This is a genomic window from Streptomyces sp. NPDC026092 (genome assembly GCF_040638605.1).
Taxonomy (GTDB): Bacteria; Actinomycetota; Actinomycetes; order Streptomycetales; family Streptomycetaceae; genus Streptomyces.
Genome location: NZ_JBEZYN010000019.1, coordinates 113767 through 126880, shown reverse-complemented (window position 1 = coordinate 126880; position 13114 = coordinate 113767). Strand labels below are relative to the sequence as shown.

Below are 13114 nucleotides of genomic sequence, written 5' to 3'. Positions count from 1 at the left end.
GATCAGCGGCGCAGCGGGCCCTCGCAGGTGAAGTCGGAGGTGCCGGCCCTGCGGTCGGACCAGATGTCGACCGGTCCGAAGGAGCAGTTCATGTCGTTGAAGTTGTTGCCTCCGGTGAGGCTGCGGTCGAGGACGAAGTAGTCGACCGTCTCCGACATGTCCTTGAAGACCTGGTCCGGGTCGGAGGCCGCGCCGAGGTTGGCGGTGATCCGGCCGGTGCACACGAAGCGCGGCAGCGTCGGGTCGCCGCTCGCCGTGCAGGTCGGGGTGTTGCTCGTGGCGGCCGCGAACGCGGTCCGTATCTCGGCCGGGGTGGCGTGCCGCAGTCCGGCGGTGGGCTCGTGGCGGGTGTCGGGCACGAACAGGTCGTCGACGTCGGCGATCTGGCGGTCGAGGAAGGCGTCGTAGTCCCGCTGGGTGCCCGCGTCCTTGCCGATGCTGCTCCGCCAGGCGTCGTAGCCCTGGACGTCGCCCGCGCGGAGGTAGCCGTACATGGCGCGGAGTTGCGCGGGCCGTTCGGTCCACAGGTACTCGAAGAAGGTGCCGGCGTAGTTGTAGAACCGGAAGCCGTCGCCGTCGTAGGTGGCGTGCAGGATCTGGTCGACGGTCATGCGCGGGCCGCCGCCCGCGGTGTCCCGGATGATGCCCTGCACGAGGGACTTGCGGACCGCGACGCCGTCGTCGCGGGTGGCGCCGTCGAAGAACTCGGCCGTTCCCTCGTCCATGGCGGTGGTGCGGTCGTTCTCGTACCAGGGGCCCTCGCCGAAGAAGCCGGGGACGGCGTAGCGGCCGTTGAGGTAGTGGACGTACTCGTGGCGGAAGAGCTCTTCGAGGGTGAGGCTGGAGTCCTGCGGCACGCGGCGCTGGTACGTGTAGAAGGTCGCGCCGCGCTCGATGTAGATGCCGCCGTTCTCGGTGCCCATGCCGGTGAGGATCGGGTGGTACGTCTCGTAGTCCTGCCGGGAGGCGTAGAGCACCACGGTGAGGACGGTGTTGGGGTCGCCCGCGAGCGGCTGCTCGGTGCCGAGCACGCGGTGGAACTGGGACTTGACCTGCTTGCTCGCGTAGTAGAGCTGGTCGACGGTGGCCCGGTCGAGCCCGGTGCGGACCTTGATGGCGCCGTTGTCGTAGCTGTACGTGTACGGGAAGATCTTCGCCTCGATGTCGGCCTTGCAGACCTTGTACGGGGCGCAGGCCTCGTAGAAGTTGAGCCAGCCGACGAGGGAGGCCCACGGGGCGCTGCCGTGGCCGAAGTTGGTCTCGACAGGGCCGAGGAGTCCGCCGATGTCGGCGACGATCCGGGTCTTGAGGCTGTCGATCTGGCCGAAGCGTCCGTACTCGCCCAGGGCGTCGCGGACGACCCACGCGTTGGCGGTGTTCTTGAGGTGCGTGTAGGTGGAGAAGTCCTTGAACGCGGCGCGGTAGCCGGCGTTCTGCGCGGCGGCGGTACGGAAGGCGGTGTCCTGGTTGCCGGGGTAGACGCCGAGGTAGTTGACGGAGAGCGCGGCGAGGGCGGCGCCGCCCCAGGTCGGGTCGGTCGCGGTCTGCGGGTGTGCGGCGCCCATGCGGGCGAGGACCTGGGCGATCAGGCCGAGTTGGTGCTGCCGCAGGCCGGGGGCGCTGCCGGTGTAGAGGGCCTCGCGGAGCGTCTGGGCGTTCTCCGGGGTGACGTCGAAGGTGCGTGCGGCGTAGGCGTAGGCGGCGGTGGCCGCGCGCATGGTCTCGACGGTGGGGGCGTCGGTGATGTCGATCTCGGACCGGCTGAAGTCGTGGTACGCGACGGCGTGGAGGTAGGTGAACATCTCCAGGAGGTGGCTGGAGTTGGTGCCGTCGTGGCCTGCGGCGAGGCTCTTGATGCGCTGGGCGACGGCCTGGACGTGGGCGTCCGACATCACGGGGACGAGGCGTGCGTCCCAGGTCCAGATGAGGTCGCGCAGACAGCCGTCGGCCTGGACGGCGGGGTCGGCGAGGAAGTCGGCGAACTGGGTGGGGGTCAGCCCCTTGATGCCGTCGAGGGTGCAGGGGACGCCTGCGGCGGTGGTGGCGGCCCGGGAGGCGGCCGCCGTCCGTGCGGTGGTGCGCGGCGCGGTCTGGGGGCCGGGGACGCGGCCCTCGGTGACGCCACGGGGTGCGGCGGCGGGCCCGGTCTTCATCTCGGGGGCCGTCGCGAGGCGCTCCACCTCGTCGTGCGGGTTCGGGGCGTACGTCACCGGTGCGGTCGGACCGGTGACGCCGGGCCCGAAGGTGCCGGGCTGCGCGGCGGGAGGCGTGGTGGGGGCCACGGCCTGGGCGGAGGTGGCGAGCGGTGCGGTGAGGCCGGCGGTGAGCACCACGGCGAGCAGGGTCGTGCGCACGGTTCTGTGCTGGGACACGAGGTCTCCTGTGAGGGGTGAACTTCCTTGGGGAGCAGGGCTGTTGGGATGGTTTGACATGGCCCTGCCCTTGGCATGCCGGGTAACATAGCAATGTGAAATTGCACTGAACAGCCTTGCGTCACGCCAGTTTTCCGCACTCACACCGTCCGACACCTCGGCACCGAAGCCGTTTCAGGCACCGAATCCCCGTTCAACCAGGGTCTGTTGGGTGTCTTGGCAAGCCGAGTGGCATGTGAAATATTACTGACGTGCCCACGAGACACCCTTCCACGGCGGCCGACGTCATCGTCGTCGGCGCCGGAATGATCGGCGCGGCCTGCGCGTACTACGCCGCACGCGCGGGCCTCTCCGTCACCGTCGTCGACCGCGGCCCCGTCGCGGGCGGCACGACGGGAGCGGGCGAGGGCAACCTGCTGGTCTCCGACAAGGAGCCCGGTCCCGAGCTCGACCTCGCCCTGCTCTCCCTCCGGCTGTGGCGCGAACTCGCCCCCGCCCTGCGGACGGAGACCGAGTTCGAGGCCAAGGGCGGCCTGGTGGTCGCCTCCGACCCGGCCGGTCTCGACGCGCTGCGCCGGTTCGCCAAGGACCAGGGCACGGCCGGTGTCGAGACGTACGAGATCCCCGGCGACCGGCTCCACGACCTGGAGCCGCACCTCGCCGACGGCCTCGTCGGGGCGTTCCACTACCCGCAGGACGCCCAGGTGCAACCGGCGCTCGCGGCGGCGCGGCTGCTGCGCGCGTCGGGCGCCACGCTGCGCCTCGGTGAGGAGGTCACCACCCTGCTCACCGGGGCCGACGGCACCGTGCGCGGGGTCTGCACGGCGACCGGGGCGGAGGTGCGCGCGCCGTACGTCGTGAACGCCGCCGGGAGTTGGGGCGGCGAGCTGGCCCGGCTCGCGGGCGCCGACCTGCCGGTGCTGCCCAGGCGCGGCTTCGTCCTGGTGACCGAGCCGCTGCCGCGCCTCGTGCGCCACAAGGTGTACGCGGCGGACTACGTCGCCGACGTCGCGAGCGACTCGGCCGCGCTCCAGACCTCCCCCGTCGTCGAGGGAACGCCCGCCGGACCGGTCCTGATCGGCGCCAGCCGGGAGCGGGTCGGCTTCGACCGCACGCTGTCGCCACGGGCCGTGGGCCGGCTCGCGGCGGGCGCCGCACGGCTGTTCCCGGTCCTGGCCGGCGTACGGGTGATGCGGGCGTACGCGGGCTTCCGCCCGTACCTGCCCGACCACCTGCCGGCGATCGGCCCCGACCCGTGCGCCCCGGGGCTGCTGCACGCCTGCGGCCACGAGGGCGCGGGCATCGGACTCGCCCCGGCGACGGGCCTGTTGATCTCCCGGTTCCTGACGGGGGCGGCGCCCGACCTGGACGCGCGGCCCTTCCGCCCGGAGCGGTTCGCCGAGGAGACTCCGGGGGTACGCACGTGACCCGGATCGACCCGACGGACACGATCGACCAGTCCGACCCCCTCGACACAGCAGACGGGACTGACCCGATCACGGCGATCCACGCGATCGGCCCGGTTGACCCGCCCGACGCGATCGGCCCTACCGACCCGACCTCCGTCCCCCTTCGGCTGGGAGTGAGCATGCTCCGTCGTTTCCGGCGCCGCGCCGACCGTGCGCGCGGTCCGCGCGAGCTCGTCGACGCGCGGCCGTCCGGTCCGCCCGTACCGTTCACGTTCGACGGGCGGCCGATGACCGCGCTGCCGGGGCAGACCCTCGCCGCCGCGTTGTGGGCGGCGGGGATCCTCAGCTGGCGCACCACCCGGGTCGGGGGCAGGCCGCGTGGGGTGTTCTGCGGGATCGGCCAGTGCTTCGACTGCCTGGTCACCGTCAACGGCCGCCCGGGCCGCCGCGCCTGTCTCGTCCCGGCCGCGCCCGGGGACGTCGTCACCACGCAGGAGGGACACGGCCGTGCCGACCTCGACACCCCGTAGCGACGCTCAGGCCCCGTACGACCTGGTGGTCGTCGGCGCCGGGCCCGCCGGGCTCGCGGGCGCCGTCACCGCCGCCGAGCGGGGGCTCTCCGTGGCGCTGCTCGACGGCGACGCCCGGCTCGGCGGCCAGTTCTACCGGCATCCCGCACCCGGTCTCGGGGCCGCGCGGCCGGAGGCGCTGCACCACGACTGGGCCGCGTTCGACGGGCTGCGCCGGCGCTGGGAGGCCAGCGGGGGCGTCCATCTCCCCGAGCACCACGTGTGGACCGTGACGCCCGAGCGGGCTGTGGGCGTCCGGGGCGCGGGGGCGGACGGCGCCTGCTGGGCGGTGCACGCCGTGACCGGGCCCGACGGGGACGGGGAGCGTCCCGCGCTCGTCCGGGGCCGGGCCGTCCTCCTGGCCACGGGGGCGGCCGAGCGTCAGCTCCCCTTCCCCGGCTGGACCCTGCCCGGAGTCGTCGGGGCGGGCGGCGCGCAGGCGATGCTCAAGTCGGGGCTCGTACTGCCCGGAGGAGGACACGAGCCGCGAGTCGTCGTCGCGGGCAGCGGGCCGCTGCTGTTGGCCGTCGCCTCCTCGCTGGTCGCGGCCGGGGCGCGGGTTCCGGCGTTGGTGGAGGCCGCCGGGTTCCTCGGCTACGCGCGCCGGCCCGGCGTCCTCGCGAAGGTCCCCGGCAAGTGGGTGGAGGCCCTGACGCACGGGGTGCCGCTGGCGGTGCACGGGGTGCGGCCGTACGCGCGGCACGCCGTGGTCCGGGCGCACGGCACGGAGCGGGTCGAGGCGGTGACCGTGGCCCGGCTCGACCGCGCGTGGCGGCCCGTCCTGGGCACGGAGCGGCGGATCGCCTGCGACGCCCTGGCCGTGGGGCACGGCCTCGTCCCCCGGATCGACCTGGGCACGTCGCTGGGCTGCTCGACGCGCACGACGGAGGACGGCGCGCCGGCCCTCGTCGTGGACGCGAGTCAGCGCACGTCGGTGCCCGGACTGTGGTCGGCGGGCGAGACGGCCGGCGTGGGCGGCGCCCGACTAGCCATGGTGGAAGGCGAGTTGGCGGGCTCGGCGGTCGCGGTACGGCTGCGGGGGTGCGCGGCGGAGGGCTCGCCCGCGCGGACCAGGTCCCTGCTGCGCACCCGGTCGCGACTGCGCGCCTTCGCCTCCCTGATGGCCGCCGCGCACGCGCCGGAGGACGGCTGGGTCGACTGGCTGGACGACGGTACGGAGGTGTGCCGGTGCGAGGAGGTCGACGCGGGGTGCGTCCGGGAGGCCGTCGACGACCTGGGCGCCCGCGACGCCCGGACGGTGAAGCTGCTGACGCGGGCGGGCATGGGCTGGTGCCAGGGCCGGGTCTGCGGCCCCGCGGTCGCCTGCCTGGCACGCGGCGGCGCGGCACGGACGAGCGGCGAACCGGGCCCGCTGCCCGGCTCCCCCGAACGGCGGCCGCTGGCCGTGCCGGTCACCCTGGGCGCGCTGGCAGCACTGGAGGAGACCCTCGCCCCCGCGCCGGACGGAGACCGATCCCGTACGACCGATCCGGCATGAGGGTCCGGCCCGAGCCCCCACGACCACCCGCCGGCGGCCACCCGGCACTCACCCCCTGACCATCCATCAGTGCAATGTCACATCTCACCACGCAACCGAAGGGGTCCCCGTGACCGTCACTCCTGCCCCCGCCGACTGGACCACCGCCCGCCCCTGGCGCGGCATCATGGTCGCCACCGCGCTCCCCTTCCATCACGACGGCCGCTCCGTCGACCACGACGCCTACGCCGCCCATGTCCGGTGGCTGCTGGACAACGGCTGCGACGGCGTGGTGCCGAACGGTTCGCTGGGCGAGTACCAGACGCTGAGCGACGAGGAACGCGCCCAGGTCGTGCGTACCGCCGTCGAGGCGGCGGGCGACGGCGCCCGTGTCATGCCCGGGGTCGCGGCCTACGGGAGCGCGGAGTCGCGCCGCTGGACCGAGCAGGCGGCCGAGGCGGGCTGCGGATCGATCCTGCTGCTCCCACCGAACACGTACCGCGCCGACGTCTCCGCCGTCCGCGCGCACTACGCGGAGGTGGCCTCGGTCGGTGTGCCGGTCGTCGCGTACAACAACCCGCACGACACGAGAGTGGACCTCACCCCCGCCACGCTCGCGGGGCTGCACGCGGACGGGCACATCGTGGCGGTCAAGGAGTTCAGCGGCGATGTCCGCCGGGCGTACGAGATCGCCGAACTCGCCCCCGACCTTGACCTGTTGATCGGTGCCGACGACGTCCTGCTCGAACTGGCCCTCGCGGGCGCGGTGGGCTGGGTGGCCGGCTACCCGAACGCCTTCCCGACGTCCTGCGCCGAGCTGTACCGGGCGGCCGTCGCCGGTGATCTGGACCGTGCGCTGCCGCTGTACAAGGCGCTGCATCCGCTCCTGCGCTGGGACTCCAAGACGGAGTTCGTCCAGGCGATCAAGCTGTCCATGGACATCGTCGGCCGCCCCGGCGGCTCCTGCCGCGCGCCGCGCTCGCCCCTGACGGGTGCGGTGGAGGCCGAGGTCAGGGCCGCCACCGAGAAGGCCGTCGCCGACGGCCGGAACTGAGAGGACCCGTCGTGCGCACCCGTCACGTCTTCCACGCCGTCGATTCGCACACCGAGGGCATGCCCACCCGCGTCGTCACGGGCGGCGTCGGGGTGATCCCGGGCTCCACCATGGCCGAACGCCGGCTGCACTTCATCGAGCACATGGACCACGTCCGGACCCTGCTGATGTACGAGCCCCGGGGGCACGCCGCGATGTCCGGGGCGATCCTGCAGCCGCCGACGCGCCCGGACGCCGACTTCGGGGTCCTGTTCATCGAGGTCTCCGGGCTGCTGCCGATGTGCGGCCACGGGACGATCGGGGTGGCGACCGTGCTCGTGGAGACCGGCATGGTGCCGGTCTCCGAGCCGGTGACCACCGTCCGGCTCGACACCCCCGCCGGCCTCGTGCGGGCGGAGGTCCGCGTCGAGGACGGGGTCGCGAAGGCCGTGAGCCTCACCAACGTCCCGGCCTACTGCGCCGCCCTCGACCGGGAGGTGAAGGTGCCGGGGTTCGGTGTCGTCCCGTACGACCTGGCCTTCGGCGGCAACTTCTACGCCTTCGTCGAACTGGACGCGCTGGGGCTTCCGTTCGACCGGGAGCGCAAGGACGACCTGCTCAAGGCTGGCCTGGCGATCATGGAGGCCATCAACTCCACCGACCGCCCCGCGCACCCCCTGCACCCGGAGATAGCCGGTGTGAAGCACGTCCATCTCACCGCCCCCGGCTCGGACGCCCGGCACTCCCGGCACGCGATGGCGATCCATCCCGGCTGGTTCGACCGCTCCCCCTGCGGCACGGGAACCTCGGCGCGCATGGCGCAATTGCACGCGCGGGCGCAGCTGCCGCTGCACCAGGACTTCGTCAACGAGTCGTTCATCGGCACCCGGTTCACCGGCCGGCTGATCGAGGAGACCGAGGTCGGCGACGTACCGGCCGTGGTTCCGGTGATCACCGGGCGGGCCTGGATCACCGGCACCGCGCAGTACTTCCTGGACCCCGACGACCCGTTCCCGGGAGGGTTCCTGATGTGAAATTGTACGCTGGTGCGGCGCCACGCCCCGGCAGCCGGGCGGCGCGACAAGCGGAAGTCGGAGAGCGGCACATGGGCCATCTGAAGCAGAGCCAACTGATCACCACCCGGGAACGCCTGCGGGACCAGGTGGCCCACGCTCTGCGCGCCGCGCTGATCTCCGGCGAGCTCCAGCCCGGCGAGGTGTACTCGGCGCCGGGCCTGGCCGAGGACTTCGGCATCTCCGCGACGCCGGTACGCGAGGCCATGCTCGACCTCGCCCGCGAGGGCCTGGTCGAGCCGGTCCGCAACAAGGGCTTCCGGGTGACGGAGGTCAACGAGCGGGATCTCGACCAGTACACGGACATCCGGCTGCTGATCGAGGTGCCGACGGTCGGCCGGGTGACGCTGACGGCGGACCGCGAGGACCTGCGGGCGCTCCGCCCGATCGCCGAGGAGATCGTGGCGGCGGCCCGCGCCCACGACCTGATCGGCTACCTGGAGTCGGACCGCCGCTTCCACCTCACCCTGCTCGGCCTGTCCGGCAACGAACGCCTCGTCGAGACGGTCGGCGACCTGCGCAAGCGCTCACGGCTCTACGGCCTGACCGCCCTGGACGAGCGCGGTGAACTCCTCCCGTCCGCCGAGGAGCACCTGGAACTCCTCGACTTCATGCTGGCCGGCGACGCGATGGGTGCCGAGGCCTGCATGGTGCGCCATCTGAGCCACGTACGGTCCCTGTGGGCCCGCGACGGGGCAGGCGCACGACCGTCGGCCACGTCGGCACCGGCCGTCGGCAGGCCGCGCGCCGGAAGCTGACGTCCGTGCGGCCCCGCGATCGACGGCCGGCGGCCCGTGGCCCGTCGGCTCACGTGGTGTACGAGATCTCCGACCACACCGTCTTGCCTTCGTCCAGCCACCGCACGCCCCAACGGTCCGACAGCTCGCCCGAGATGAAGAGGCCGCGTCCGCCCTCGTCGGCGGCTCGGGCGCGACGGAGTTGCGGGGCGGCGGCTCCGGTGTCGGAGATCTCGCAGGTCACGGTGGAGTCCGCGGGGTTGCGGATGAGGCGGAGGCGGATCGGTGGGGTGCCGTGGCGGATCGCGTTGGTCACCAGCTCGCTGACGACGAGTTCCACGGAGAAGGCCGTCTCCTCCGTCAGTCCCCAGTCGTCCAGTTGGCGCAGCGCCCGGCGACGGGCCTCGGCCACGGAGGAGAGTTCGGGGCCGATGTCCCAGTCGGCGACGTCGGCCGGGTCGAGGGGCAGGGTGCGGGCGACGAGGACGGCGGCCTGGTCGGCCGGGAGGGCGTCCAGTGCGGCGACGGTCAGGAGGCTGCGCACTCCGGTGAGGTGCGTGCGCAGGTCGGCCAGGGGCGGGGCGTCGGGCGTCGCGTGGCCCGAGAGGAGCACGAGGGTGCTGCCGGCCGGCAGAGGGATCTCCTCGGCGGCGAACGGCGGTCCCTCCTCTCCGAGCGCCGTGGTCTCCTCCAGAGGGTGGGTCCGCCAGGTTCCGTCCGGGTGACCGACGAGGACGGTCTGGCGGCCGGCGCGGGCGATCGCGCACGTCTCGGTGACCGGGTCGTGGACGGCGTACACGCACTGGGCGGTGAGGGGTTCCTCCGTACCGGCGGCGGAGCGTTCCTCGTCGAGGCGGCGGGTGACGTCGTCCAGTCGGGCGAGCAGATCGTGCGGGTCGAGGTCGAGCGCGGCCAACGCCTGGACGGCCGAACGGAGTTGGACCATCGCGGCGGTGGCGTCCGGGCCGAAGCCGGTGATGTGACCGACCGTCAGGGCGACGCGACTGCCGGAGAGCGGGATGACGTCGAACCAGGCGCCGGTGCCGAGTCCGGTGGGGAGGTAGCGGTGCGCGGTCTCCAGCGTGCTGCTTCCGGTACGGCCGGCTCGCAGCAGGTTGCCCTGGAGCGCGAGGGCCACGGCGTGGGAGTGCTCGTAGCGGCGGGCGTTGTCCACGCAGACTGCGGTGTGGGAGACGAGGTCCGCCGCGAGCCGCAGGTCGTCGTCCTCGAAGGGGTCGGGCCGGTTCGGCCGCGAGAACCGGGCGACGCCGTGAAGGACGCCGCGCAGGACGATCGGGGCCACGAGGGTGGGCCCGCCGGCGGCCTGTTCGTCGGTGTACGGCACGGCCCGGCCCGGGTCCTCCGGGCAGACCTCGGCGCCCACCTCCGGTGCCTCGCCGGCGTCCGGGGGCCACACGGCCACGCAGCGCAGGGGTTCGTCGGGCGGCGGGGGCAGGTCGGCGTCCGGGCCGTGGAGCGGTGGGGCGGTGAGGGCGACCGTGGCGGTGTCGGCGAGGAGCGGCACCACGGCCCGGGCCAGCTCCCGGGCGCACCGCACGGGGTCCAGGAGGAGGCCCATCCGCTCGTGCGCGAGGTGCAGGACCGCGAGCCGGTCGCGGGCGCGTTCGCGGGCGGTGACGTCGACGGCGGAGGCGACGAGGCCGAGGGGGCGGCCCGCGTCGTCCTCCAGCCGGAAGATGGAGACGGAGAAGATGTGTTCGCGGGAGGGATCCGCGCGCGGATAGCCGGCGGCCCGCCGGTCGAAGACCGGGATGCCGGTGGCCAGGACCTGGCGCAGGGTTCGTTCGATCGGCTGCGGAGTGAAGCGTTCGTAGACCTCGAGGAAGGGCCGGCCGAGGATCTCCCGCTCGGGGACCCCGCGCATGCCGACGCCCGCCGAGTTGACCCGGAGCACCCGCAGGTCGGCGTCGACCACGTGCAGGCCGACCGGGGACTGGGTGAAGACGGCTTCCAGGACGCCGGAGCGGATGCCTCCGGGGAGCGGTCCCGCGGGCCACAGGCCCCAGCGCCCGGCCGTGACCTTGCCCCCGTCGTACACCGGCCCGACCGTCACGCCCTCGGACAGCGCCTCCGCGTCGATCAGGGTGAGCAGGTCGGTCACGGGGCGGCCCACGATCTGGGAGCGGTCCACGCCGAGCAGCCGCTCGGCCGCCCGGCTCCACTCCACGACGAGACCGCGCCCGTCGAGGACGGCGACGGCTCCCCGCCCCTCGCGGGCGTCCGGGCCTGCCGGGCCGTTCGAGGCGTCCGGGGGATCCTCACGCTCTGCCATCGTGCCTCGCACTCGGCTTCGGCGGACATCTGCCGTCGTCCAGGGAGCCTAGTTCCTGGCGGGCGGCGGGGCATCCGGGAGGATCGCCCCGACCGGCGATCAGCACACTCGCCGTAAACGTCTGATAATGGACACTATGGCCCGTAAGGAATCTGCCCCGCACGCTCCCCCGACCGTCACCGTCAAGGGTCGGGACATGCGGCTGCGCACGATCGGTTTCCTGGTCCTCGCCGCGCTGGCGATCTGGTTCATCGCCGCGAACACGGGGTCCGTGACGATCAGGCTGTGGATCCCCACGGTCACCCTGCCGCTCTGGAGCGTCCTCACGGTCACCCTGCTCGTCGGGATGGCCCTCGGCATGTACCTCGCCCGTCGGCGCGCCCGGCGCTGACCGGCACCCGGATGGGCGACAGGGAGCCCCGGCTGGAGCCGGGCGAAGCGCTCGCGGCGACCCGCGTGGGCTGTTTCGCCTGGGATCCGGCCACCGGGCGGCTGACCCTGGACCCCGTGGCGCGGACGGTCTTCGGGCTGCTCCCGGCCGAATTCACCGGTCTTTCGAGCGATCTCCGCCCCAAGATCCGGGCGGAGGACTGGGAGCTGCTGTCGGGGCTTTCGGCGGATCTCCTGTCCGGCCGCCGGAACGCGTACAGCGCCTATTTCCGGGTGCACCTCCACGACGGGCGCAGCCGCTGGACGCACGCCCGGGGCACCCTGGTGCGCGAGCGCCCCGGCGGGGCGGCGCGGGTGGTGGGGGTGATCAGGGACGCCACGCTCGACCTGGCGCACACCGCGCTGCGGCTGCCGGCCGAGGAGGAGCAGGATCCGCTGCGCGCCCTGGGCGAGGGGGCGCTCGCGCTGGCCCGTGCGATGAGTGTCGACGAGGTCGCGGAGGTACTCGGGAGCGAGACGAGCCTGCGCCCGCTCGGGGCGAAGGCGATCTCCCTGGGCGTGCTGGAACAGGGGCGGCTGCAGATGGTCCGTACCGTGGTCTCCCCGGGCTCCAGCGACTTCCCCGCGAAGTCCCGGCTCGCGGACTCGCTGCCCCTGAACGACGTCGTCCGCACGAACAGCCCGCTCTTCTTCACCTCCGTCCACTCCTTCCTGGACCGCTACCCGGGTCTCGCGCGCTACCGGGTCGGTTTCAGTGCCACGGCCGCCGCGTTCCTGCCCCTGATGGACGAGGGGCAGCCGATCGGCGCGCTGGGCGTCTTCTACGACGACCGGTCCGTCTTCTCCTTCGCGGACCACACCCTGATGACCGGCTGGGCGAAGGCGGTCGCCCGGGCGGTGCACCGGGTGGTGCCGCTCGACCGGTCGCGGGAGATCGCCGCAGCCCTGCAGAACGCGATGCTGCCGCGCCGGATCCCCCGGACGCCCGGGGGCCTGGTCGCGGTGCGCTACCGGACGGCCCGGAAGGGGGTACGGGTCGGGGGTGACTGGTACGACGCGGTGACGCTGCCCGACGGCGGGCTCGGGCTCGCGATCGGTGACGTACAGGGGCACGACACCGAGGCGGCGGCGCTCATGGGGCAGTTGCGGGTGGCGATGGCGGCGTACGCGGCGGAGGGCCACGGCTGCGACACCGTCCTGGGCAAGGCGTCGGCGTTCCTGGCCCAGCTCGACTCCGACCGGTTCGCGACCTGCCAGTACCTGCGGGTGGCCCTCGACACGGGAGAGGTCCAGGCGGCGAACGCGGGCCATCCGCCGCCGCTGCTGCGCCACGCCGACGGTACGGTCGACGTCGTCCGGCTCGCGGGCGGGCCGCCGCTCGGCCTGCCCGCCGAGTGGGGCAGGACCGCGTACCCGTACACGACGGCCCGCCTCGCGCCGGGCGAGACGCTGCTGCTCTACTCCGACGGGCTCGTCGAGAAGCCCGGCGAGGACTTCGATGTCGGTCTGTCGCGGCTTGCCGCCGCCTTCTCGGGCGGGCCGCCCGATCTGGAGGAGCTGGCCGACCATCTCCTCGACACCCTCACGGGCGGACCGCACGCGGAGGACGACGCGGCGCTGCTGATGGTGCGCAGGGACGGTGCGGGGACGACCGCCCTCCAGCCCTTGGGCCGTAGGGACTGATATCCCGTATTGGTTCATGTCCGAACCAATCGCGTCCCAACTACCTCCCGCCCTTCGGAAGTTCATCCAAGACTTACC

10 protein-coding genes are annotated in these 13114 nt (G+C 73.4%); 8 read left to right on the top strand and 2 right to left on the bottom strand.

Features of this window, described 5'->3' with window-relative positions; all coding sequences use genetic code 11:
* Positions 1-2: 2 nt before the first annotated feature.
* Positions 3-2372, bottom strand: a complete 2370-nt coding sequence (locus tag AB0F56_RS27860) for a collagenase (RefSeq protein ID WP_362014331.1) — start codon at positions 2370-2372, stop codon at positions 3-5.
* A gap of 251 nt (positions 2373-2623) precedes the next feature.
* Between AB0F56_RS27860 and AB0F56_RS27855 the strand changes: the two genes are divergently transcribed.
* The 6 genes from AB0F56_RS27855 (at position 2624) to AB0F56_RS27830 (ending at position 8691) form a co-directional block, all read left to right on the top strand.
* A complete protein-coding gene (locus AB0F56_RS27855; protein WP_362014329.1) occupies positions 2624-3799 on the top strand; it encodes an FAD-binding oxidoreductase in 1176 nt (391 codons plus the stop codon).
* Positions 3800-3960: 161 nt separating this feature from the next.
* Positions 3961-4311, top strand: a complete 351-nt coding sequence (locus AB0F56_RS27850; protein ID WP_362014327.1) for a (2Fe-2S)-binding protein — start codon at positions 3961-3963, stop codon at positions 4309-4311.
* A complete protein-coding gene (locus tag AB0F56_RS27845; RefSeq protein WP_362014325.1) occupies positions 4289-5848 on the top strand; it encodes an NAD(P)/FAD-dependent oxidoreductase in 1560 nt (519 codons plus the stop codon). Before AB0F56_RS27850 ends, AB0F56_RS27845 begins: the two co-directional genes overlap by 23 nt.
* Before the next feature lie 166 nt (positions 5849-6014).
* Positions 6015-6881 (top strand): dihydrodipicolinate synthase family protein, encoded by an 867-nt coding sequence (locus tag AB0F56_RS27840; protein WP_362014395.1) that lies wholly within the window; start codon positions 6015-6017, stop codon positions 6879-6881.
* Between the two features lie 11 nt (positions 6882-6892).
* Entirely contained in the window at positions 6893-7894 is a 1002-nt protein-coding gene (locus AB0F56_RS27835; RefSeq protein WP_362014324.1) for a proline racemase family protein, read from the top strand.
* Between the two features lie 71 nt (positions 7895-7965).
* A complete protein-coding gene (locus AB0F56_RS27830; RefSeq protein ID WP_362014323.1) occupies positions 7966-8691 on the top strand; it encodes a GntR family transcriptional regulator in 726 nt (241 codons plus the stop codon).
* A gap of 49 nt (positions 8692-8740) precedes the next feature.
* On the opposite strand, the gene AB0F56_RS27825 is transcribed toward AB0F56_RS27830, so the two are convergent.
* A complete protein-coding gene (locus AB0F56_RS27825; protein ID WP_362014321.1) occupies positions 8741-10963 on the bottom strand; it encodes a PAS domain-containing protein in 2223 nt (740 codons plus the stop codon).
* 136 nt (positions 10964-11099) lie between these two features.
* Here AB0F56_RS27825 and AB0F56_RS27820 point away from each other — a divergent pair, with 136 nt between their 5' ends.
* Both AB0F56_RS27820 and AB0F56_RS27815 read left to right on the top strand, forming a co-directional pair.
* The gene (locus AB0F56_RS27820; protein WP_362014319.1) at positions 11100-11354 is read left to right on the top strand and encodes a LapA family protein; all 255 of its coding nucleotides are present in this window, start codon (positions 11100-11102) and stop codon (positions 11352-11354) included.
* A gap of 11 nt (positions 11355-11365) precedes the next feature.
* A complete protein-coding gene (locus AB0F56_RS27815; protein WP_362014317.1) occupies positions 11366-13036 on the top strand; it encodes a SpoIIE family protein phosphatase in 1671 nt (556 codons plus the stop codon).
* Positions 13037-13114: the final 78 nt, after the last annotated feature.

Coding starts and splice junctions, on each gene's coding strand:
- AB0F56_RS27850 (WP_362014327.1), top strand. CDS start 3,961: ATGCTCCGTCGTTTCCGGCGCCGCGCCGACCGTGCGCGCGGTCCGCGC.
- AB0F56_RS27840 (WP_362014395.1), top strand. CDS start 6,015: ATGGTCGCCACCGCGCTCCCCTTCCATCACGACGGCCGCTCCGTCGAC.
- AB0F56_RS27830 (WP_362014323.1), top strand. CDS start 7,966: ATGGGCCATCTGAAGCAGAGCCAACTGATCACCACCCGGGAACGCCTG.
- AB0F56_RS27825 (WP_362014321.1), bottom strand. CDS start 10,963: ATGGCAGAGCGTGAGGATCCCCCGGACGCCTCGAACGGCCCGGCAGGC.
- AB0F56_RS27820 (WP_362014319.1), top strand. CDS start 11,100: ATGGCCCGTAAGGAATCTGCCCCGCACGCTCCCCCGACCGTCACCGTC.
- AB0F56_RS27815 (WP_362014317.1), top strand. CDS start 11,366: ATGGGCGACAGGGAGCCCCGGCTGGAGCCGGGCGAAGCGCTCGCGGCG.